The organism is Halomonas litopenaei, assembly GCF_017303055.1.
Taxonomy (GTDB): domain Bacteria; phylum Pseudomonadota; class Gammaproteobacteria; order Pseudomonadales; family Halomonadaceae; genus Halomonas; species Halomonas litopenaei_A.
Genome location: NZ_JAEKJT010000005.1, coordinates 316,178 through 336,076, shown reverse-complemented (window position 1 = coordinate 336,076; position 19,899 = coordinate 316,178). Strand labels below are relative to the sequence as shown.

Below are 19,899 nucleotides of genomic sequence, written 5' to 3'. Positions count from 1 at the left end.
CTGTGCCGGACCAGATGGATGACGGCAACCACCGGCCCCATCTCGCTGTCTTACTCAGACAGGGACTGGGCAGGCAAGCGAGGGGCAGCGCGCTGGTGGCTCCCACCCAGCGTACCCGATGACTTTGTTGGCTTCGGGCTCCCGCCACACGGCCGCACCTTCCCGCGGAGGATGCCATGACCGATTACACCCCACTCGAAGACATCGAGACGCTGACGACCATCGTCAATCAGGGGGGCCGACTGTCCGCGGCTGGCGCCACCCCGGCCCTGGAGCAGGTGCTCGAACAGTACCTGTCGCACTATCGCCTCGATGCGATACTCGACGACCGGGTCACCCTGCATGCGGGCAATATCGAGACCCCGCGCTTTCGCCTATGGACGCAGGTCTGGCGTCCACGAAAGCCCAGGGGCACCGCTGTAGTGGTCCACGGTTATTACGACCACCTTGGCCTTTATCGGCATCTGCTCAAGCTGTTGCTGGAGCTCGAACTGACCGTGGTGCTGTGGGATCTACCTGGGCACGGCCTGTCCAGCGGTGAGCGTGCCGATATTGAAGACTTCGCGGACTATGGTGACTGCCTGCGCGCCCTTCAGCAGTACCTGGGCGACCATGGCCTCGCCTCTGGCCCCTGGATTGGGCTTGGACAGAGCACCGGAGGGGCGATCCTCGCCACCGACGCTCTGAGCCGCGGTGACGACGGCCACTGGTCTGCGCTGGTGCTGCTGGCACCGCTGGTCAGGCCCTGGGGGTGGACCCGGGCAGCATGGGTCCACCTGCTGGTCAGCCCATTCGTCGATAGTGTGCCAAGAAAGTTTCGCCCCAATACCAACGATGATGATTTCGCGACCTTCCTGCGGGAGCAGGATCCCCTGCAGCCGGTCCGCTTACCTACCGGCTGGGTCACGGCCATGCGTCGCTGGATGCCGCGCCTGATGCAACTGCCGCCCTGTCAGCTGCCTACCCTGATCGTGCAGGGTAAAAAGGACATGACCGTGGATGGCCCATGGAATCTGGCCGTGCTCGGCAAGAAGTTCCCCCAGGCCACGGTGCATTGCCACGCCGAAGCGAGACACCACCTGGTAAATGAAGCCGAGGACATACGGCTGGAACTTTTCGAGGAAGTGCGTCACTTTTTGGAGCAACAGCTCAGCGCAGAGCCCCCCGTGAAAAGGATGTCACGACGATGCCCAGACGCCTGACCCAGAGTCGGTTCCTCCCCAACGTCTTTGCCCGCCCATCCAGCACCCGTCATCCTTTCAGCACTCTGCAATGGCTGACGTGGCTGATGGCGCTCTGGCTCAGCGGCTGCGCGGGAGCGCCGGAGCGCCCCGATAGCTTGCGTCAGGCGCTGCTGGGACTTGGCCACCATGCCGCCGAGCAGGTCGCCCAGGCTCCTCCCCTGGCGGAGACGCCGCTGATCGATCAGGTGCTGCTGCTGTCGCCGCCCAATGTGGATGAACGTCTGTCATTGAGCGTCGCCCGCGTGCAGGAGAGCCTGACCCGCGGCCTGCTGGCCATCGACGATGGCCCCCAGGTACTGGACTGGCAACCCGGTGATACCCCCGCCGCGGACACCCAGCAGTGGCTGATCGATAGCCGTCTGATTGCCGATGGCCCGCGCCTGCGTCTGTCAGATCGAGAGCTGGTGCCCTATCGCTTTGAACTGCGCCTGAGGCGGCCTGGCGACGGCGCGGCACTGTGGTCGACTGTGCTGAATGGCGCCTTCGACGCCGACGCGCTGTAATCACACCGGGCCATATCCCACGACATGCTCATGCTCGTGGTGGCATTCTGGCCCCACTGGTCAGGTGCCCCCCGTGTCCGGCTAACCTCGCTTGAGCAGACGGTCCAGTTGGCGGTAGCCAATTGCCTCGATCAGTTCGTCATGCCCTGGTGCGTCCTTGGCACCGAGATCGGCCAGCGTCAGCGCTACCCTCAGGACGCGGTGGTAGGCCCGGGCCGACAGTCGTAAGCGCTCCAGCGTCTGCGCCAGCCAGGCGCGCTCGGTGGCATCCAGGGCACAGGCGTTTTCCAGTGCCCTGCCCGATAAGCGCGCGTTCAACCCTCCTCGCGCCATTTGCCGCTCCCGCGCTGCCATCACCCGCGCCCGCACCATGGCGGTGCTTTCGCCAGGCTGCTGAGAGGTCAACTCTTCAACCGGCAGTCCCGGCACTTCGACCTGCAGGTCGATGCGGTCCAGCAGCGGGCCAGACAGCCGCGACTGGTAACGCTGAATCTGTGACGCCGTGCAGCTGCAGTCCTGGCGTGGATCCCCCAGGTGGCCGCAGGGGCAGGGGTTCATGGCAGCCACCAGCTGGAACCGAGCCGGAAAACGACGCTCGTGACTGGCTCGGGTGATGTGAATCTCTCCACTCTCCAGTGGCTCCCTGAGCACTTCCAGCACCTGCCGGCTGAACTCAGGCAATTCATCGAGAAACAGCACGCCGCAGTGGGCCAGGGAAATCTCGCCGGGACGCGGCCTCGACCCGCCTCCCACCAGGGACACCGCGCTGGCAGTGTGGTGGGGAGAGCGAAAGGGACGACAGCCAAAGCCTTCTGACAATGGCAGCGCACAGACGGAGCGAATGGCCGCCACTTCCAGGGCCTCATGATCTTCAAGGGGCGGCAGGATGCCGGGCAGGCGACTGGCCAGCAATGTCTTGCCAGTCCCTGGCGGACCGGCGAACAGCAGGTTATGACCGCCAGCGGCCGCTACCTCCAGGGCGCGACGCGCTTGATACTGTCCGCGCACATCACAGAGATCCAAGGCTGCCTCGACCGTCATCGACGATGCTGCCGCAGTACACGTCTGTAGCGGCACCCGTCCACTCAAGTGGGCGATGACATCCAACAGGTGGTCGGCGGGAAGCACCTCAAGGCCGCTGACCAGCGCAGCCTCCTGGGCATTGGCGGCAGGCAGGATCAATCGCCGCCCAGCCCGAAGGGTAGCCATGGCAAAGGGGAGCATGCCGGCGACAGGGCGAAGACGCCCATCCAGCGCCAGCTCTCCGGCACACTCAATACCGTCCAGCGCCGCCGCAGGCAACTGCCCCGATGCCACCAGCAGTCCCAGCGCAATAGGCAGGTCGAAACGTCCCCCTTCCTTGGGCAGATCGGCAGGGGCAAGATTCAGGGTGATACGACGCAAGGGGTAGTCGAGACCACAGGTCGCAAAGGCACTGCGCACCCGCTCGCGACTCTCTCTGACGGCGGTTTCCGGCAGTCCCACCAAGGTCATTCCGGGTAGGCCGTTGGCCAGGTGCGCCTCGACCTGAACTTCTGGAGCATCCAGCCCCACCCCGGCACGGGTCGTGATGATGGCAAGCGTCATGGGCTCCCTGCCTGACGGCTGACGTTATGGCTGTCAGTAGACCACGATCATCGGCCCCTCGCCGCCTGCGCACGCCAGAAACAGCCGGGCCGGCATATCCCTATGCCGGCCCGCTACATTCGCCAAGTGCTCTGGTAGAGATCACGCCGATGGCGTTTCACCGCCCTTGGCCGCGCCGTCCTGTCCTTGGGTCGCAGGGGGTACGGGGATTTCGGCAGCTTCCTCGCTGACCGCGGGCGTTGCATCGACACCTGTCTGGCCCGCCGCTGCGCGCTCTTCGACCAGGCTCTCCAGGGCTGCAACCTGTTTCTCGAGGGCCTCGACGCGTGAGCGGGTACGCTGCAGCACATCCATCAGGATGTCGAAATCTTCACGCGAGACCAGCTCCAGGCGGTCGAAGGCGCCACGCACCACCTGTTGCACGCCCTTCTGGATGTCTTCCGGGGCCTGAGAAGCGCCCTGCAGACGCTCTCCAATCTGCTGGGCTAAACGGCTGATGCGATCCTGACTGATCATGGGGCTCTCCTTGTGCATCAAAACGGCGACTCTATTGCCGACAGCATACGCAAGCCTGACGCCCAACGCATGTCTCTTGGCTGCCTACGTTGGCTACAACGCTGACGGGCCAGGTCGGCTAACGACGACGGTCCTTCCCTCCGTCACGACGGAACGTCGCGCGCTCACTGATGGCGCACACGCCTGATCGCCAAGCACCAAAGTAGTGCACCGTCATTGATGCAGTGCCGCAATTTACCCCCACTATGCAGCCTCCCGCATATTCAGCGCGCCCCCCATTGACTCCAAGTTCATGTAATAAAAGACATTAGGAATAAAGTGGCACATTTCCCGCTATTACAACGTATCCATGCACCGAGCGGAAACAAGCCGCCACCCATGCACGTAGGGAGCCATGCCATGAAACTGATCACCGCCATCATCAAGCCTTTCAAGCTGGACGACGTTCGTGAAGCGCTGGCCGACAACGGCGTCCAGGGCATCACCGTGACAGAGGTCAAGGGATTTGGCCGTCAGAAGGGCCACACAGAGCTCTACCGCGGCGCGGAATATGTCGTGGACTTTCTGCCCAAGGTCAAGGTCGAGGTGGCCGTCGACGAAGCTCGCCTGGACAGCGTGCTGGAAGCGATCTGCAACGCGGCCAACAGCGGCAAGATCGGTGACGGCAAGGTCTTCGTCACGCCGCTGGAAGATGTCATCCGCATTCGCACCGGCGAACGCGGTTCGGACGCGGTCTGATGTCCGCCCCTGCCCTGACTCCCGATAATAAATAGCGAGACACTCTCATGGTTGATATCAGTGAACTCAGCTACGCGCTGGACACCTTCTACTTCCTCATCTGCGGCGCCCTGGTCATGTGGATGGCAGCCGGTTTTGCCATGCTCGAAGCCGGGCTGGTTCGGGCCAAGAATACCGCCGAAATTCTGACCAAGAATATCGTGCTGTTCGCCGTGGCCTGCACCATGTATCTGCTGGTGGGTTACTACCTGATGTATTCGTCCGACGGTGGCGGCATCATTCCCAATCTGGGCTTTCTGATCGGCACTGAGAACAGCGTCGATGCCGTGCTGGCCGGTGGCGAAGATGCCCCCTACTACTCTGCTCGCGCCGACTTCTTCTTCCAGGTCGTGTTCGTGGCCACCGCCATGTCCATCGTCTCCGGTGCCGTTGCCGAGCGCATGAAACTGTGGGCCTTCCTGGCCTTCGCTGTGGTCATGACGGCCTTCATCTATCCAGTGTCTGGCTACTGGACCTGGGGCGGCGGCTGGTTGTCTGAAGCAGGCTTCTCCGATTATGCAGGTTCCGGCATTGTTCACATGGCGGGTGCCGCTGCCGCTCTGGCCGGTGTGCTGGTCCTCGGCCCGCGTAAGGGCAAGTACGGCAAGAACGGCGCGATCTACGCGATTCCTGGCGCCAACATGCCGCTGGCCACACTGGGTACCTTCGTCCTCTGGCTGGGCTGGTTCGGCTTCAACGGCGGCTCCGAGCTCAAGGTTTCCGACGTCGCTTCTGCCAACAACATGGCCCAGGTACTGGTCAACACCAATGCGGCTGCCGCGGGCGGCGTCATTGCAGCACTGATCCTGGCCAAGATCTGGTTCCGCAAGGCGGACCTCACCATGGCATTGAACGGTGCCATCGCCGGCCTGGTCTCCATCACTGCCGACCCGCTGTCCTCCAGCGCCCTGGGCGCCACCCTGATCGGCGCAGTAGGCGGCATCCTGGTGGTGGTCGCCATCGTGGTGCTCGACAAGCTGCGCCTTGACGATCCGGTCGGTGCCATCTCTGCCCACGGTGTTGCAGGTATCTGGGGCGTCCTGGCGGTACCGCTGAACAACGCCGACGCCACTTTCGGTGCCCAGCTGCTCGGTATTGCCGGCATCTTCGCCTGGGTCTTCACCGCCAGCCTGGTCGTCTGGCTGATCATCAAGGCGATCATGGGTGTCCGTGTCAGCGAAGAAGAAGAATACGAAGGCGTCGACCTTGCCGAATGCGGCCTCGAAGCCTACCCCGAGTTTAACGTCGCCAAGAAGTAAGCCTGAGCTTACCCGCGACTCCAGTGAGCTGGCGTGCTCCACCTGGCCCCTTCGGGGGCCTTTTTTATTGCTGGTTGCCAGGGGTATGCTTTGTCACACTAGTCAGGTCAGGCGCAACGGCGCGCCGCCCACGGGTTAGCGACGGACATGCCGCACGCCGCCCCTACACGGACAGGATGAGGAAACCGCCATGAAACTGGTGACCGCGATTATCAAGCCTTTCAAGCTCGACGACGTGCGCGAGTCGCTCTCCGAGATCGGCGTTCAGGGCATTACGGTGACAGAGGTCAAAGGCTTTGGACGACAGAAGGGCCACACCGAACTGTATCGAGGCGCGGAGTATGTGGTGGATTTTCTGCCCAAGGTGAAGCTCGAAGTCGCGGTGGATGACAGCATGACGGAACAGGTCATCGAAGCCATCGTGCAGGTCGCCAACACCGGCAAGATTGGCGATGGCAAGATCTTCGTCACTCCTCTGGAGCAGGTCATCCGCATTCGTACCGGAGAAACCGACAAGGACGCGGTCTAAGCGAACCTTGAAGGGTGGCGGGTGGTCGCCAAAGGGCGATGGCAGCTTTCTTTACGCCACTCCCCTGGAGCAGGTCATCCGCATTCGTACCGGAGAAACTGACAAGGACGCCGTCTAAGCGAACCTTGAAGGGTGGCGGGTGGTCACCAAAGGGCGATGGCAGCTTTCTTTACGCCACTCCCCTAGAGCAGGTCATCCGCATTCGTACGGGCGAGACCGACAAGGACGCGGTCTAAGCGAACCTTGAAGGGTGGCGGGTGGTCGCCAAAGGGCGATGGCAGCTTTCTTTACGCCACCCCCTTGAAGCAGGTCATCCGCATTCGGACCGGAGACACCGACAAGGACGCCGTCATTGCGACGGCTTCCTGGGGATTCCTTCCCGATACCGCTCGCTACCGCTTACCCCCGGCGTCGCAACGGCTCCAGCAGGTCGCTCAGGCCGTTGTGGTCGATCTCGTGCATCAATGCCAGCAGACGTCCAATCTCTCCGGGGGGAAACCCGACCCGAGCAAACCACGCCAGGTAGGGCCCAGGCAGATCGGCGATCAAGGTGCCCTGATGCTTGCCGAAAGGCATCGGCAAGGTAACCAGGCGTTCCAGGTCCTGAGGATTCATCGCTGCTCCTGAGCGGGTGGGTAAGGGGAAGACGCACAGGGTACCGGCCTGCAGGCGGCGTCGCCATCGATTCGCTCCCCATTGAAAGTCTTCCCCTTCGACGCCATGGTCATTCCCAGGTATCGACAAGGAGGACGACATGACCACACTCGTGATAGGTGCCAACGGCCAGATCGGCCGCCAGGTCTGCGCCATCGCTCACCGTCAGGGACATCCGATTCGCGCCATGGTCCGCCGCGCCGAGCAGCGCGACTGGTTCGAGCAACAGGGGATCGAGACGGTCGTCGCCGACCTGGAGGACGACTTCGCCTCCGCCTTCGATGGTTGCGATCAGGTGCTGTTCACCGCCGGCTCCGGTCCGAACACCGGGCCCGACAAGACACTGTTGATCGACCTCTACGCCGCTACACGGGTGGCGGACGAGGCCAGCCGCCTGGGGCTGAACCGCATGCTGATGGTCAGCGCCATGCGAGCCGAGCAGCCGCTGCAAGCGCCGGAGAAACTCAGGCCCTACATGGCCGCCAAGTTCGCCGCCGATGCTTATCTGCGCAGCAGCAAGGTGGACCATGTCATCGTCAAGCCAGGCCGGCTCACCGACGACGACGCCACCGGCCGGGTGGCCACGTCACTGGACGAGACGGGGGGCAACAACCAGATATCGCGAGCCAACGTGGCCCACGCCCTGGTCCATCTATTGGGGCAAACAAAGATTCGTAACCACGAGACGGTGCTGCTGGACGGCGAACGCGAGATCGCCGAGGCGCTCGGCGACTGACCACTGCCACACCGGCCAACCTCCGCCAGCACCAACGACGACGCCGATGGCAAGTGGCCATCGGCGTCGTCGTTTACGGCGTCCTGTCGAGGTGCCTTACTTCTCCACGAAGGCACGCTCGATGACGTAGTCGCCGGGCTCGCCCATGCGCGGGGAAATATTGAAGCCGAGCTCGTCGAGCAATGCGCTGGTGTCATCCAGCATGGCCGGGCTGCCGCAGATCATGGCCCGGTCCTGCTTGGGATCGATGGGCGGCAGGCCCTTGTCGTCGGTCAGCTTGCCAGTGCGGATGTGATCGGTCAGGCGGCCCATGGTGTGGAAGTCTTCACGGGTCACGGTGGGGTAGTAGACCAGCTTCTCGCTGATCTCCTCGCCCAGGTACTCGTGAGCCGGCAGCTCCTTGGTGATGAAGTCGGCGTAAGCCAGCTCATTCACGTGACGCACACCGTGCACCAGCACCACCTTCTCGAAGCGCTCGTACACTTCGGGGTCCTGAATCAGGCTCAAGAACGGCGCCAGGCCGGTGCCGGTGGAGAGCATGTAAAGGTTACGCCCAGGCAGCAGATCGTCGCATACCAGGGTACCGGTAGGCTTGCGGCTGACCATGATCTGATCGCCCACCTGCAGGTGCTGCAGACGTGACGTCAGCGGACCATCCGGCACCTTGATGCTGAAGAATTCAAGGTGGTCTTCATAATTGGGACTTGCCACGGAGTAGGCACGCATCAGTGGCTTGCCATTGACCTCGAGCCCGATCATCACGAACTGGCCGTTCTTGAAGCGCAGGCTGCGCTCACGAGTGGTGCGGAAGGTGAACAGGGAATCGTTCCAATGGTGAACGCTCAGCACCTCTTCCAGGGCAAACTTGCTCATGCCAACTCCTTAAAAGCGTGGGCTTATACGTTTAAAGAATAAGCCTTGATATCAAATCTTGCGGATAATTCTAAGGCCGGCCATATTATCTGTTAAATGAATTGTATGGATATGTCTTATCTATTTCTTTGATATAGACAGTCTTCATCAGGAATTTTTGCTATCCGCGGCGGGTGCCTGATCCCCCCTCAAGGAGCCTCAATCATGCGCTACACCCTTCGCCAGCTGGAGGTCTTCGTGGCCGTCGCCCAGCACGAAAGCGTGTCTCAGGCAGCCCGCGCCCTGTCCCTGTCCCAGTCCGCGGCAAGTACCGCCTTGGCAGAGCTTGAGCGACAATTCGACTGCCAATTGCTGGATCGCATTGGCAAACGGTTAAAGCTCAATGCCCTGGGCTTCCAACTGCTGCCCAAGGCGGTGGCCTTGCTCGACCGCGCCGAAGAAGTGGAAGAACTGCTACGGGGACAGCAGGGCATCGGTACCCTGGATGTGGGCGCCACCCTGACCATCGGCAACTATCTGGCGACCCTGCTGATCAGCGACTTCATGCAGCGACATCCCGGCAGTCGCGTCCGCCTGCAGGTACGTAATACCCGATCCATCATTGATGCGGTGCGCCACCACCAGCTCGACCTCGGCCTGATCGAAGGGCAATGTGAAGAAGATGACGTTATCACCCAGCCCTGGGTGGAGGATGATCTGGTGGTGTTCTGCTCACCCCGCCACCCCCTCGCCAACACGGGGCCAGTGGAACTGGACCGTCTGCTGAGAGAGCCCTGGATCATGCGAGAGGAAGGGTCAGGGACGCGCCTGACTCTGGAGCAGGCGGCACGTCATCGTCGTGGACGCTTTACCATCCTGCTGGAGCTGGAACATACCGAGGGGATCAAACGTGCGGTGGAGTCGGGCCTGGGGATCGGTTGCGTCTCACGACTGGCGCTACGCGACGCCTTTCGGCGTGGCAGCCTGACCCCGTTGCCCACACCGGAGCTGGATCTCAGCCGTCAGTTCACCTTTATCTGGCACCGGCACAAGTACCTCACGGCCGGCATGCGGGAATTCCTTAGACAGTGCCGCCACATGACAGAGGGCATCCAGCGCAGCGACCAGATCGATCTGCCCCAGATACCGTGACGGCGCCCCACGTCGCGCCGTGCCTGTTGAACGGCCGCGACGTGGGGCCTATTTCAGCGCAGATCATCCACCGCATCGCTGATACGCGCACTGTCTGCCTTGGTCAGGTCCTTGGACAGCGTGTGTATGACCAACTTGGCAGTCGGAGCATCGAGCTTATCGCGCAGATGACCAAGGAAGCGGGGGGGCGCCACCATGATCAGCTTCTCCATGCTGTTATCCACTCGGGCCTTGTACAACCGATCGGCCACTTCTCGTGCGAACAGTACTTCGTGGTGATGCGTTGCGACGTCCTCGCTACCCGCTTGGCGAGATGACGTTGCACTGGACTCATGAACATCGCCGCCCTTGTCGGTCACTAGATCCCCCTCATGCAGCCGGCCTTCGGCATGCACAAGACTCTCCAGCTCTTCAAACCGGCGCCCTTCACGGGTGAAAATCCGCGCCCGTGACGCATCGGCTACCACGATATAGGTCGTCATGATCAGTCCTCGCCTCCCTGAGCTCTGTCACTCCGGCACAATGACCGGTACAGAATCACCATGGCAACGGACCTCAGATGCGTCAACTGATGGTTTTCGGCGACACCTGCGTCGCCCATCTCGGACACTGACCACAAGGACACTATTTGGGGTAGGATGCAGCGACTTGGCCCGCCGGCGAGCCAAGTGAGCACACACTCTCCCCCGCCGAGCAAAGATTCATATCTGTGGATAGTCCAAAACGGGCTACCTGCTGGAGGACCCAGACCATGCGCCAGTTCCTGCTACCCCGCGCCCCCCTGGCCCGGCGCACCCTGCTTTGTTGCCACCTTCTGGCCCAACTCGGTGTTCTTGCTGCCGGCCTGTGGTGGCTGATACCACGCTCTCCATGGGTCACCATGTCGAGCTGGAGTGACAGCTGGCCACCTCTGGCCGTGGGCGCGGGGGTCACCCTGCTGACCATGCTGGCTTTGCGTCTGCTGGCGGAGCTGTGGTTACTGCCCCACCACCTGAGTGCCCAGCGCCCCGGCTTTGCGCCAGGCGCCGTAGTGACGCGCTCCTATGACCGGCGTCCGGCGGTACACGATGGCGACAAGGCCTGGACATCGCAGGCACGCTCCATCGAGGACGACGACGCCGTCGTCGGCAGCGCGCGGGTGACCCGCGAGGCCGAGCCCCTCGCCCAACGCAAGCAACGCGAGCCGGGGCTGGATTTCCATCGTGCCCAGCAGGAAGAGCCCGCCGGACGACGCCAGGAGCCAAGCCTCTAGCGCGCCGCCAAAGCGGCTGTCAGCATCCTCGCCATAACCGTCGCCGCCATAGCCGTCGGCACTGACAGACGAGCAGTACGCCCAGCAGCGCACCTAGCGTGTTGGCCAGCATATCCCAAGGGTCTCCCCCCAGGCGGCCAGGCACCGGGATCTGCGCAAGCTCGATCAGCACCCCGTAGCCGACGGCCAGCCCCACCGATAGCCACGCCCTGTCACAGGCCAGCGCCACCAACGCCGCCAATCCGGCATACGCCAGCAGGTGGTTGGCCTTGTCCCATGGCAGGTCTTCGGGCAACTCGCTGGCCGGCATCAAACTGCCCCAGGCGATGACCGCCGCTAGCAACAACGCCATCCCCCACCACCCGCCTGAATGACGCGGGCGCTGGCGGGTGGCGCCACTAGCGTCAGCCTGTCGCGATGTTGGCATGGTAGGCCGGGCTCAATTCATGCAGCGCGTCCATGAAGGCAGTCACGTTGCTCGGGTCGGTAAACTGGTTGATCCCGTGGCCCAGGTTGAAGATGTGACCAGGCCCTTCGCCGTAGCTATCGAGAATACGGCCGACTTCGGCACGAATCGCCTGGGGAGTGCCAAACAACACGTTCGGGTCCATGTTGCCCTGCAAGGCCACCTTCCGGCCGACCCTGCCGCGCGCATTGGAAAGCTCTGTGGTCCAATCCAATCCCAGCGCATCCGCCCCGGTGTCCGCCAGGTCCTCGAGCCACTGCCCGCCATTCTTGGTAAACAGGATCACCGGCACCCGGCGACCGTCATGCTCCCGCTCCAGTCCCGCCACGATCTGCTCCATGTACTTGAGCGAGAACTCGCGATAGGCCGGCGTCGACAGCGTCCCTCCCCAGGTATCGAAGATCTGTACCGCCTGTGCACCGGCACGAATCTGCGCATTGAGGTAGTCCGTCACGGCATCCGCCAGCGTATCCAGCAATTGATGCATGACGTCGGGGGTGGCGTAGAGCATGCTTTTGACGTGACGGAAGTCCTTGCTGGAGGCTCCCTCGACCATGTAGGTCGCCAGCGTCCAGGGACTCCCGGAGAACCCGATCAGCGGCACCCGACCATTGAGCTCACGCCGAATGGTGGAGACCGCGCGCATCACATAGTCGAGATCTCGCTCGGCATCCGGCGCCTGCAGCGCAGCCACGTCAGCGGCGGTTCTCACCGGCTTGCGGAACTTCGGACCTTCTCCAGTCTCGAAGTACAGCCCAAGGCCCATGGCGTCGGGGATCGTCAGAATGTCCGAAAACAGGATGGCGGCATCCAACGGAAAGCGTTCCAACGGCTGCAGCGTCACCTCACAGGCACGATCGGTATCGCGGCACAGGTCCATGAAGCTCCCGGCCTCGCCACGCACCCGCTTGTACTCGGGCAGGTAGCGACCCGCCTGGCGCATCATCCATACCGGTGTCCGGTCCACTGGCTGCCGTGCCAGAGCGCGCAAAAATCGATCGTTCTTCAGTTCCATGCAGGCATCATCCAACAGGAGATTTGCCCGCATTGTACCGCAATGACTGGCTGACGAGAGGCCCCTGCGACCGTGTGTCGTGGCTTACCCGAGTGCTTCCCGTGAGCCCAGCGCGAGTTCCTGATAGACTAAACGCCCCTTGACGGCCCGACCGTTGTCTTGACTTCGAGGTACCTCGTGACGATCCGCTTCATCGCCGCCTCCCGCCTACCCACCCCCTGGGCGACGTTCACCATGCACGGCTTCGAAGATGAAGCCACGGGCAAGGATCATATTGCCCTGACACTGGGCGATATCGACGATGGCGCCCCGGTGCTTGGTCGCGTGCATTCTGAATGCCTGACGGGGGACGCCTTGTTCTCGATGCGCTGCGACTGTGGCTATCAGCTGCAAGAGGCGCTCAAGCGTATCGCTCAAGAGGGGCGCGGGGTGATCCTCTACCTGCGCCAGGAAGGTCGCGGCATTGGTCTGCTCAACAAGATCCGCGCTTACCATCTGCAGGATCAGGGCGCCGACACGGTGGAGGCCAACGAGCGGCTGGGATTCGCCGCCGACTTGCGACGCTATGACCTGTGCGTCCCCATGCTCGACCACCTTGGCGTGCAAGGCCTCAAGCTGATGACCAACAATCCCAGAAAGGTCGATGCCCTGACCCAGGCCGGGGTGCAGGTGGTGGAGCGCGTAGCCCTGACCACCGGGCTGAATCCCCACAATGAGCACTACCTGTCGACCAAGGCTGGCAAGCTTGGACACATGATGGCCCTTGGTGATTTCACTCAAGCAGACGACGTGGACATCGAAAGAAAGTCCTGAGGTTGTAAGGAACCTGAAGGCGGCCCCGACAGAGGATCAAACGTCAACATGGCGTTCCATGGATTCCTACTGATGAGGTGTCACCATGAAATTCAAGTACCTGCTGCCCCTTGCTGCCATCGCCGCTCTTCCCTTGACCGCACAGGCTGATGCTCGCGCCACCGATCTCGCCAGGGCGCTCAACAGCGAACCCCTGTCCATGCGCGACGCGATGGCCAAGCCGGGGGACGACATCATCAATGCGCATATCGCCAGTGACAGCACCGAGGCCCTGCGCAAGGCTCGCCTCCGCCTGCAGTCCCGTCATGTCGACATGACCAACTTCATGCTGAACCTTGATTTAAGCCGAGCTGCTACAAAGTAAGGTTTAGTTTTCAACACCCTAAAGACATACGACCGTTTTAATAGAAACCGTCAATCGGCATCATTGAAGACCTTGGCTGGCACACAGCACCGCTGCCCAGCATACTCATTTCAGCGTTCGGCGGGGCCAGCAAGCGCTCACACTGTGAGCTACCTTCAGGCTCCGCTGTAACGGCAAGGAGAGACATCATGAAACGCGCTCTGTTACTCGTTACCGTCACCGCTATTCTCGCCGGCATCCTGCCCGCTTCGGCCATCGCAGCGCCACCCAAGTACGCGCTGGCGCAGCTGGACACAGTGGACGGAGATAGCACACAGCATCAGCTCCGCACCCGTATGCCGGCGATGATCGAGGCACAGCAGCCTAGCCAGGTGCAACGCTATAGCTGAGAGCCCTGATTCCTTGTCCGTAAGAACGGGTCCGTAAGAGCGGGTCAGGAAAAACGAGCCCGGAGAAGCGAGTCCTGAAAGTCGCGCCATGGAACGAAGCGGAGTTAGACCAAGGTTGAAAAGGTATTTGACAGTTAGTTAGTCTGTTAATATTATGTCGCCAAGCAATAGCCATCCCCATCAGCGACCGACAGGTTCGACGCTACGCCTGACCAAGGCGGTGGATGGCTAAGCACTCGTGACAGCCAAGACACGGTAGGCCCAGATGGGCCAAAAAATGCCGGAAAAATTAAAACGACCGTTTTATTTTAAACAGGTCGACCAATGAGAAGGGGGCCAAGCGGCCCGCAAGGAGAGACATCATGAAAGCCAAGATTACCGCCACAGCCCTGCTGATCGCTGCTGCCCTGCCACTGACGGCAAACGCTGATCCTGCCACTGACCGCGCGCAACACATCAACGCCGAGCCGCTGGCACAGGTATCAGGCGCCGCTGTCGATGCAGCACACCAGGTCGGCAACACCCATATTGCCGACAACGGCAGCAATGCCATGGCCAATGCCCGCCTCGAGCTACTGCGTGAGCAAGACAAGCGCACCGACTTCGCCATGAGCGAGCATGACCTGGACCTGGCTCGTCAGGCCACTACCGGTTAACGTTTTCGGCGGAAATTAAAACGACCGTTTAATTAAGGCCAGATCACCGTGTCATCGAGTCGACGACATCGATGGTGACGACACACGATCACCGGTGAGATGGCCTCTTGATCCATGGTTGCGCCGATCGTTTCGGCGTGAACAACAAACGAAAGCCGCGACTCGCTGACCATAGACATGGGATGGGTCACGGCAGCAACACCACTCACGACATCACTGACACAGTTTGACCGATAGAAGCTCCCTGGAGAGCTTCCACAGGAGAGAGACCATGAAAGCCAAGATTGCCGCTACCGCCCTGCTGATCGCCGCCGCCCTGCCGCTGACCGCCCAGGCCGATAATGCCAGTGAGCGTGCCCAGGCGCTTAACGCTGAGCCGCTGTCCCAGCTCACTGCTGACGCCGTGAACGTCGCCAATCAGGTGGGCAACACCCATATCGCCGACAACGGCAGTGACGCCATGGCCCACGCCCGTCTTGAGCTGCTGCGCGAGCAAGCCAAGCGCACCGATTTCGCCATGAGCGAGCACGACCTGGACCTGGCTCGTCAGGCCACTACCGGGTAATGTTTTCGGCTGAAATTAAAACGACCGTTTTATTCAGACCAAGAAATGCCACAGCCTCGGTGCCCACGGCATCGAACTGACCGACAGACGATCTGTCGAGAGCTTCCACAGGAGAGAGACCATGAAAGCCAAGATTGCCGCTACCGCCCTGCTGATCGCCGCCGCCCTGCCGCTGACCGCCCAGGCAGACCGGGCCAGCGAGCGTGCCCTGGCCGTTAACGCCGAGCCGCTGTCCACGATTGATGCTGGCGCACTTGAAACAGCACACCGTGTTGGCAATGCGCATATCGCTGACGACGCCAGCAACGCCATGGCCAATGCCCGGCTGGACCTGCTGCGCAACCAGGCACGCCATACTGACTTCGCCATGAGCGAAGACGATCTGGACCTGGCTCGCCAAGCCACCACTGGCTGATCAGGAGATGTTGCCGAGCGAAGCTAACCGCTCGATACCTGACCCTCCTGCTCCGCTAAGCGCAAAGGCCCCGCCCACCTGGATGTTGCCAGGCAGACGGGGCCTTTTGCTGTACTGCTCTCGGCCATCGCCTGCCTGCAGGGCGCCAGCAGCGATGTTCGATATGTCTTCAGCGCTACCCTGGCGCCACGCTGCCAGCGTAGACCTGAACCAGCACGTTACTCGCGGTACGTCACTTCATCCCTCACCCCGTCACTGCGGGGCTGCCACAAGAGCTTCAACAGCAGCGCCAAGGACAGCATCACGGCAATGCCACTGACAGCGCCCATCCACACCGTGCCACTGATTCCTGCCACAAAGAACGCCACTAGCCCGGCGATGCCGGCGGTCATGGCGTAGGGCAGCTGGGTCCGCACATGGTCGATGTGGTCGCAGCTTGATCCCGCCGACGAGAGAATGGTGGTATCGGAAATGGGCGAGCAGTGGTCACCAAAGATGCCTCCACTCAGCACCGACGCGATCGCCAACGCCATCGGCAGATCCATGGCCGCGGCTACCGGCATGGCAATCGGGATCATGATGGCAAAGGTACCGTAGGACGTACCGGTGGTGAAGGCCACCACGGCGCCAATCAAGAACAGCAACACCGGTACCAGGCTGGGCGGAATACTGGCCTCGGTCAGACTCACCAGATAGTCAGCCGTGCCCAGCTCCGACGTGACGCTGCCGATGGACCAGGCCAACGCCAGAATGATGTACACCAGCGTCATGCTCTTGATGCCTTCCACGACAATATCCATCGCCTCGCGGAAGTCGAACAGGCGCTGGCTCATGCCCATGGTCAAGCCGACCATCACCGCCACCAGGGTCGCGATCAGAATCGACTGACCGCCGTCGGCGCTGCCGACCGCTGTGACCAGGTCGTTGTTCGGGAAGTCACCGGTCCACAGAAACAGCGGTGGAATCATGGCCAGCAGAACACCGATAGGCACCAGCATGTTGCGCTTGCGGGCAGTATCCTGTGGCGCCTTGAGCTCCATCGCATCGGTATCAGAGGGCGGCTTGGCGGTGTCTTCCATCAGCTTTCCGGTCTCACGGGCACGGCGTTCCGCCCGCGCCATGGGGCCAAAGTCCCATTGGGTGATGACAATGAAGAAGATCATGCCCAGCGCCAGCCAAGCGTAGAAGTTCAGCGGAATCGATGACAGATAGATCAGGTATTCCGAGCCACTCAGCTCCATCTCGCCAAGCTGGGTGCCAATCAGGCCCATGACAAACACCACCCAGGTGGATACGGGGCCCAGTAGGCACATCGGCGCCGAGGTCGAATCGACGATATACGCCAGCTTTTCACGGGAGACCTGCATGCGATCGGTGATGGGACGCATCACGCTGCCCACTGTCAACGCATTGAAGTAGTCTTCAAAGAAGATCAGCATGCCAAGCCCCAGGGTGCTGCCTTGTGCGCCTCGCGCACTGGCCACCTTGCGGGAAATGGCGCGGGCAATGGCATGGGCCCCGCCGGTACGCTGCAGGACACTGATCAGCACGCCGAACAGGCCACAATAGATCAGTACGGTGGCATTCCACTCGTCACCGATACTCGGCACGATGAAGTCAGAAAAGCTGTTATAGAGGCCGGCTGCGGGATTGTAACCAGCCAGCATGGTGGCCCCGAGCCAGACACCGCAGAACAGTGCGGGTATGACATTGCGTGTCGCCAGCGCCAGCAGAATCGCCAGCAGCGGCGGCAGCAGGGATAAGAGTCCGAAGGACATCGGGAGTCTCCTGGGTTCTTGTCGGTCTTGGCCCGAGGGGGCAACACCATGGGAGGTGGCGTCGCGCGGGCAGCGGGGCATCCTAGGCGCTAACGGCACAAACGGCAACCGCGCTGTCCCATCCCCGCAACCCATCCTCTTTAGGTGCAAGTCGACACGCCGTTCAACCAGGCTGACGAGTCTCCACCTCGACCCCTTTCATGCCCTCCTCAGTGTAGCGCTCCCCTGCCACGGCCTCCCGGTGAAACCAGTCGTTGAGACTCGCCAGATCGGCGTCACTCAAGGACAGCGACAGCGCTCCTAGATTCTCGTCCAGGCGGTTCAGCTTGCGGGTGCCGGGGATGGGGATGATGGCGTCGTCCTGAGCCAGTAGCCAGGCGAGTGCCACCTGGGCGGGGGTGGCACCTCGCTGCTGTGCCAACCCTTCCAGCCGATCCAGCAGGGCGATGTTACGGGCCAGGTTCGGCGCCGAGAAACGCGGTGCGTGGCGTCGAAAATCGGTCTCGCTGATGTCAGCACGACGTCGAATCTGGCCGCTGAGGAAACCGCGACCCAGCGGTGAGTACGCCACCAGTGACACCCCCAACCGCTGGCACGCAGGGAGCACGCTGTCCTCCACTCCGCGACTCCAGAGTGAGTACTCACTCTGGACCGCAGCAATGGGATGCACCGCCGCAGCCCGCTCCAGGGTGGCGGGTGACACCTCACACAGCCCCAGCGCACGAACCTTGCCCTGGGTGACTAGCTCGGACATGGCGCCGACGGTCTCTTCGATTGGCACCTCGGGATCGAGACGGTGGGCGTAGTAGAGGTCAATCGTGTCAATCCCAAGGCGTGCGAGAGAAGCCTCACAGGCAGCGCGAACATACTCTGGGCGCGTGTTGATCGACCGGGCGTAGTCGCCAGGCCTGCGCACGATGCCAAACTTGGTGGCAATCACAGCGCTGTCTCGCCTACCGTGCAGCGCCTTGCCCAAAAGTTGCTCGTTATGGCCCTGGCCGTAGGTGTCGGCACTGTCGAACAGGCTCACGCCTCGCTCCAGGGCCTCGTGAATCAGCCGGGTGGCGTCACGGTCATCACTGGCACCATAGAATTCGGACATGCCCATGCACCCTAGCCCCAAGGGCAGAACGTGCAGGTGGTCACCCAGTGAACGTGGGGAATGTGAGGGAGAGGTCATCGCAGGCTCCTTAACGTAAGGCGGATCACGTCAGACGCGTTGTCTGACCTGCTGCATGATCCTGGCCGTGGGCCCGCGGGAGAATTGCTGATAGATTGATACTTGCAGCGTATCAATCCCTGGCGTCCACGAGATACCTCCCGGTCATCCACGATGGATCGACCGCCGGGGGGCAGTGGCGTCCTTGCTTCTCTTCACTAACCTGACGAGCGCCCCATGCCGCCCAGCAGACAATGGTTCAAGCGTTGCGACCGGCTCATCAGCTTTCTCGCCGTTGCCGATACTGGGCACTTTCGCCAGGCCGCCGACAGGCTGCATCTCACTCAGCCTCCGCTGACGCGCCACATCCAGGCGCTGGAACAGGAGCTGGGCGTCACGCTGTTCACCCGCACCACTCGTCAGGTACGCCTGACCCCGGCAGGAGAGCGCCTTGCTCGCCGGCTGCGCCCCTGCTTTGAGGAAATAGAAGCCGCCTGGCACGAAGCCAGCGCACATAACGACCAGCCCTGCCCCATCGCCATCGGCATGACGCCCGCAGTGGATGATGGCCTGTTGCCCTCCCGCGCATGGCTGGAGGCGCACCTGGACCAGACCGTGGACATCGAGCGCCAACCGTCCAGCAGGCTGCTGTCACGCTTGCTGAAGGATGACGCGAGGCCGCTATCCTTGGCCCTTGTCGGTCTGCCCATCACCCTCCCTGAGCCGTTGGAGTGCCACATCGTCGCCGACGACCCGCTATGGGTATTGATGTCCGACGCCCTTGCCGAGCGGCTTGGAGAGGACCGGGACGTGGATCTCTGCAGGCTGAGCGACCGCCCCCTGTTCTGGTTTTCCCGCAGGGACAATCCGGACTACTTCGACCACTGCGAGCGCCTGTTTCGCATTCACGGCTACCAGCCCCAGCGACTGCGTGAGCCCGACGACCATCACCAGTTGCTGGCGCTGGTCGCGGCAGATGAGGGCATCGCCCTGGCGCCCCAGAGCTTCCTGGTGACTCACCGGCAGGGCGTGACCTCGCGACCATTGTCGCCTCTCTGGAGCGACCTGCGCACTCGCCTCGCCCTCGCCTGGAACCGACATGACGACGCGTCCTGCCGACTGGCACAGCGCCTTGTGGCGGCACTACAGAGCAACTGAAGCGTAAGCAGAGCAACTGAAGCGTAAGCAGAGCGACTGAAGCGTAAGCAGAGCGACTGA

The 19,899-nt window shown here is 62.1% G+C and carries 24 protein-coding genes; 15 read left to right on the top strand and 9 right to left on the bottom strand.

Annotation, left to right across the window (positions count from 1 at the left end; all coding sequences use genetic code 11):
* The first annotated feature begins 176 nt into the window (after positions 1-176).
* Together JF545_RS11695 and JF545_RS11690 are read left to right on the top strand one after the other, a co-directional pair.
* The gene (locus JF545_RS11695) at positions 177-1,202 is read left to right on the top strand and encodes an alpha/beta hydrolase (RefSeq protein WP_206942242.1); all 1,026 of its coding nucleotides are present in this window, start codon (positions 177-179) and stop codon (positions 1,200-1,202) included.
* The gene (locus JF545_RS11690) at positions 1,187-1,747 is read left to right on the top strand and encodes a hypothetical protein (protein ID WP_242520803.1); all 561 of its coding nucleotides are present in this window, start codon (positions 1,187-1,189) and stop codon (positions 1,745-1,747) included. The genes JF545_RS11695 and JF545_RS11690 overlap by 16 nt, the downstream gene beginning before the upstream one ends.
* Positions 1,748-1,828: 81 nt before the next feature.
* Here JF545_RS11690 and JF545_RS11685 read toward each other — a convergent pair whose 3' ends face one another.
* Positions 1,829-3,334, bottom strand: coding sequence for a YifB family Mg chelatase-like AAA ATPase (locus JF545_RS11685; protein ID WP_206942241.1), 1,506 nt, complete (start codon positions 3,332-3,334; stop codon positions 1,829-1,831).
* Between the two features lie 141 nt (positions 3,335-3,475).
* Positions 3,476-3,850 carry an accessory factor UbiK family protein gene (locus JF545_RS19935; protein WP_224907822.1) on the bottom strand — a complete coding sequence of 125 codons (375 nt, stop codon included), beginning with the start codon at positions 3,848-3,850 and terminating at the stop codon, positions 3,476-3,478.
* 399 nt (positions 3,851-4,249) lie between these two features.
* Between JF545_RS19935 and JF545_RS11675 the strand changes: the two genes are divergently transcribed.
* The 3 genes from JF545_RS11675 (at position 4,250) to glnK (ending at position 6,415) form a co-directional block, all read left to right on the top strand.
* A complete protein-coding gene (locus JF545_RS11675; protein ID WP_206942240.1) occupies positions 4,250-4,588 on the top strand; it encodes a P-II family nitrogen regulator in 339 nt (112 codons plus the stop codon).
* A gap of 47 nt (positions 4,589-4,635) precedes the next feature.
* Positions 4,636-5,886, top strand: coding sequence for an ammonium transporter (locus JF545_RS11670; RefSeq protein ID WP_206942239.1), 1,251 nt, complete (start codon positions 4,636-4,638; stop codon positions 5,884-5,886).
* Positions 5,887-6,076: 190 nt separating this feature from the next.
* Positions 6,077-6,415, top strand: a complete 339-nt coding sequence (gene glnK / locus JF545_RS11665; protein WP_206942236.1) for a P-II family nitrogen regulator — start codon at positions 6,077-6,079, stop codon at positions 6,413-6,415.
* 399 nt (positions 6,416-6,814) lie between these two features.
* Here the strand turns inward: glnK and JF545_RS11660 are convergent, their stop codons facing one another.
* The gene (locus JF545_RS11660) at positions 6,815-7,030 is read right to left on the bottom strand and encodes a DUF3820 family protein (RefSeq protein ID WP_045993906.1); all 216 of its coding nucleotides are present in this window, start codon (positions 7,028-7,030) and stop codon (positions 6,815-6,817) included.
* Positions 7,031-7,169: 139 nt separating this feature from the next.
* Here JF545_RS11660 and JF545_RS11655 point away from each other — a divergent pair, with 139 nt between their 5' ends.
* A complete protein-coding gene (locus tag JF545_RS11655; RefSeq protein WP_206942224.1) occupies positions 7,170-7,805 on the top strand; it encodes an SDR family oxidoreductase in 636 nt (211 codons plus the stop codon).
* Between the two features lie 96 nt (positions 7,806-7,901).
* Here JF545_RS11655 and JF545_RS11650 read toward each other — a convergent pair whose 3' ends face one another.
* The gene (locus JF545_RS11650) at positions 7,902-8,678 is read right to left on the bottom strand and encodes a ferredoxin--NADP reductase (protein WP_045993904.1); all 777 of its coding nucleotides are present in this window, start codon (positions 8,676-8,678) and stop codon (positions 7,902-7,904) included.
* Between the two features lie 204 nt (positions 8,679-8,882).
* Here JF545_RS11650 and JF545_RS11645 point away from each other — a divergent pair, with 204 nt between their 5' ends.
* A complete protein-coding gene (locus JF545_RS11645) occupies positions 8,883-9,809 on the top strand; it encodes a LysR family transcriptional regulator (protein WP_206942223.1) in 927 nt (308 codons plus the stop codon).
* A gap of 53 nt (positions 9,810-9,862) precedes the next feature.
* On the opposite strand, the gene JF545_RS11640 is transcribed toward JF545_RS11645, so the two are convergent.
* The gene (locus JF545_RS11640; RefSeq protein WP_206942221.1) at positions 9,863-10,291 is read right to left on the bottom strand and encodes a host attachment protein; all 429 of its coding nucleotides are present in this window, start codon (positions 10,289-10,291) and stop codon (positions 9,863-9,865) included.
* A 269-nt stretch (positions 10,292-10,560) separates the two neighbouring features.
* On the opposite strand from JF545_RS11640, the gene JF545_RS11635 reads away from it, so the two are divergent.
* Complete coding sequence (locus tag JF545_RS11635; protein ID WP_206942219.1) at positions 10,561-11,061, top strand: hypothetical protein; 501 nt, start codon at positions 10,561-10,563, stop codon at positions 11,059-11,061.
* Between the two features lie 19 nt (positions 11,062-11,080).
* Here JF545_RS11635 and JF545_RS11630 read toward each other — a convergent pair whose 3' ends face one another.
* Together JF545_RS11630 and hemE are read right to left on the bottom strand one after the other, a co-directional pair.
* On the bottom strand, positions 11,081-11,413 hold the full coding sequence (locus JF545_RS11630) for a VanZ family protein (protein ID WP_242520802.1): 333 nt from the start codon (positions 11,411-11,413) through the stop codon (positions 11,081-11,083).
* A 52-nt stretch (positions 11,414-11,465) separates the two neighbouring features.
* The gene (gene hemE, locus JF545_RS11625) at positions 11,466-12,542 is read right to left on the bottom strand and encodes a uroporphyrinogen decarboxylase (protein ID WP_206942215.1); all 1,077 of its coding nucleotides are present in this window, start codon (positions 12,540-12,542) and stop codon (positions 11,466-11,468) included.
* A gap of 177 nt (positions 12,543-12,719) precedes the next feature.
* Here hemE and ribA point away from each other — a divergent pair, with 177 nt between their 5' ends.
* The 6 genes from ribA to JF545_RS11595 all read left to right on the top strand — a co-directional run bounded on the left by ribA (position 12,720) and on the right by JF545_RS11595 (position 15,744).
* Positions 12,720-13,355 (top strand): GTP cyclohydrolase II, encoded by a 636-nt coding sequence (ribA, locus tag JF545_RS11620; protein WP_206942213.1) that lies wholly within the window; start codon positions 12,720-12,722, stop codon positions 13,353-13,355.
* 85 nt (positions 13,356-13,440) lie between these two features.
* Positions 13,441-13,719, top strand: a complete 279-nt coding sequence (locus JF545_RS11615) for a hypothetical protein (protein WP_206942211.1) — start codon at positions 13,441-13,443, stop codon at positions 13,717-13,719.
* A gap of 188 nt (positions 13,720-13,907) precedes the next feature.
* On the top strand, positions 13,908-14,108 hold the full coding sequence (locus tag JF545_RS11610; RefSeq protein WP_206942209.1) for a hypothetical protein: 201 nt from the start codon (positions 13,908-13,910) through the stop codon (positions 14,106-14,108).
* Positions 14,109-14,470: 362 nt separating this feature from the next.
* Positions 14,471-14,764, top strand: a complete 294-nt coding sequence (locus JF545_RS11605) for a hypothetical protein (RefSeq protein ID WP_206942208.1) — start codon at positions 14,471-14,473, stop codon at positions 14,762-14,764.
* 271 nt (positions 14,765-15,035) lie between these two features.
* Positions 15,036-15,329 carry a hypothetical protein gene (locus tag JF545_RS11600; protein ID WP_206942206.1) on the top strand — a complete coding sequence of 98 codons (294 nt, stop codon included), beginning with the start codon at positions 15,036-15,038 and terminating at the stop codon, positions 15,327-15,329.
* Positions 15,330-15,450: 121 nt separating this feature from the next.
* Complete coding sequence (locus JF545_RS11595; protein WP_206942204.1) at positions 15,451-15,744, top strand: hypothetical protein; 294 nt, start codon at positions 15,451-15,453, stop codon at positions 15,742-15,744.
* Between the two features lie 218 nt (positions 15,745-15,962).
* Here JF545_RS11595 and JF545_RS11590 read toward each other — a convergent pair whose 3' ends face one another.
* Both JF545_RS11590 and JF545_RS11585 read right to left on the bottom strand, forming a co-directional pair.
* On the bottom strand, positions 15,963-17,522 hold the full coding sequence (locus JF545_RS11590) for a Na+/H+ antiporter NhaC family protein (protein WP_206942202.1): 1,560 nt from the start codon (positions 17,520-17,522) through the stop codon (positions 15,963-15,965).
* A 163-nt stretch (positions 17,523-17,685) separates the two neighbouring features.
* A complete protein-coding gene (locus JF545_RS11585) occupies positions 17,686-18,702 on the bottom strand; it encodes an aldo/keto reductase (protein ID WP_206942200.1) in 1,017 nt (338 codons plus the stop codon).
* 216 nt (positions 18,703-18,918) lie between these two features.
* On the opposite strand from JF545_RS11585, the gene JF545_RS11580 reads away from it, so the two are divergent.
* The gene (locus JF545_RS11580) at positions 18,919-19,839 is read left to right on the top strand and encodes a LysR family transcriptional regulator (RefSeq protein WP_206942198.1); all 921 of its coding nucleotides are present in this window, start codon (positions 18,919-18,921) and stop codon (positions 19,837-19,839) included.
* The last annotated feature ends 60 nt before the right edge of the window (positions 19,840-19,899 follow it).

Bases quoted from the DNA above. Each gene is read 5' to 3' on its own strand.
- JF545_RS11695 (WP_206942242.1), top strand. From the start codon at position 177: ATGACCGATTACACCCCACTCGAAGACATCGAGACGCTGACGACCATC.
- JF545_RS11690 (WP_242520803.1), top strand. From the start codon at position 1,187: ATGCCCAGACGCCTGACCCAGAGTCGGTTCCTCCCCAACGTCTTTGCC.
- JF545_RS11685 (WP_206942241.1), bottom strand. From the start codon at position 3,334: ATGACGCTTGCCATCATCACGACCCGTGCCGGGGTGGGGCTGGATGCT.
- JF545_RS19935 (WP_224907822.1), bottom strand. From the start codon at position 3,850: ATGATCAGTCAGGATCGCATCAGCCGTTTAGCCCAGCAGATTGGAGAG.
- JF545_RS11675 (WP_206942240.1), top strand. From the start codon at position 4,250: ATGAAACTGATCACCGCCATCATCAAGCCTTTCAAGCTGGACGACGTT.
- JF545_RS11670 (WP_206942239.1), top strand. From the start codon at position 4,636: ATGGTTGATATCAGTGAACTCAGCTACGCGCTGGACACCTTCTACTTC.
- glnK (WP_206942236.1), top strand. From the start codon at position 6,077: ATGAAACTGGTGACCGCGATTATCAAGCCTTTCAAGCTCGACGACGTG.
- JF545_RS11660 (WP_045993906.1), bottom strand. From the start codon at position 7,030: ATGAATCCTCAGGACCTGGAACGCCTGGTTACCTTGCCGATGCCTTTC.
- JF545_RS11655 (WP_206942224.1), top strand. From the start codon at position 7,170: ATGACCACACTCGTGATAGGTGCCAACGGCCAGATCGGCCGCCAGGTC.
- JF545_RS11650 (WP_045993904.1), bottom strand. From the start codon at position 8,678: ATGAGCAAGTTTGCCCTGGAAGAGGTGCTGAGCGTTCACCATTGGAAC.
- JF545_RS11645 (WP_206942223.1), top strand. From the start codon at position 8,883: ATGCGCTACACCCTTCGCCAGCTGGAGGTCTTCGTGGCCGTCGCCCAG.
- JF545_RS11640 (WP_206942221.1), bottom strand. From the start codon at position 10,291: ATGACGACCTATATCGTGGTAGCCGATGCGTCACGGGCGCGGATTTTC.
- JF545_RS11635 (WP_206942219.1), top strand. From the start codon at position 10,561: ATGCGCCAGTTCCTGCTACCCCGCGCCCCCCTGGCCCGGCGCACCCTG.
- JF545_RS11630 (WP_242520802.1), bottom strand. From the start codon at position 11,413: ATGGCGTTGTTGCTAGCGGCGGTCATCGCCTGGGGCAGTTTGATGCCG.
- hemE (WP_206942215.1), bottom strand. From the start codon at position 12,542: ATGGAACTGAAGAACGATCGATTTTTGCGCGCTCTGGCACGGCAGCCA.
- JF545_RS11615 (WP_206942211.1), top strand. From the start codon at position 13,441: ATGAAATTCAAGTACCTGCTGCCCCTTGCTGCCATCGCCGCTCTTCCC.
- JF545_RS11610 (WP_206942209.1), top strand. From the start codon at position 13,908: ATGAAACGCGCTCTGTTACTCGTTACCGTCACCGCTATTCTCGCCGGC.
- JF545_RS11605 (WP_206942208.1), top strand. From the start codon at position 14,471: ATGAAAGCCAAGATTACCGCCACAGCCCTGCTGATCGCTGCTGCCCTG.
- JF545_RS11600 (WP_206942206.1), top strand. From the start codon at position 15,036: ATGAAAGCCAAGATTGCCGCTACCGCCCTGCTGATCGCCGCCGCCCTG.
- JF545_RS11595 (WP_206942204.1), top strand. From the start codon at position 15,451: ATGAAAGCCAAGATTGCCGCTACCGCCCTGCTGATCGCCGCCGCCCTG.
- JF545_RS11590 (WP_206942202.1), bottom strand. From the start codon at position 17,522: ATGTCCTTCGGACTCTTATCCCTGCTGCCGCCGCTGCTGGCGATTCTG.
- JF545_RS11585 (WP_206942200.1), bottom strand. From the start codon at position 18,702: ATGACCTCTCCCTCACATTCCCCACGTTCACTGGGTGACCACCTGCAC.
- JF545_RS11580 (WP_206942198.1), top strand. From the start codon at position 18,919: ATGCCGCCCAGCAGACAATGGTTCAAGCGTTGCGACCGGCTCATCAGC.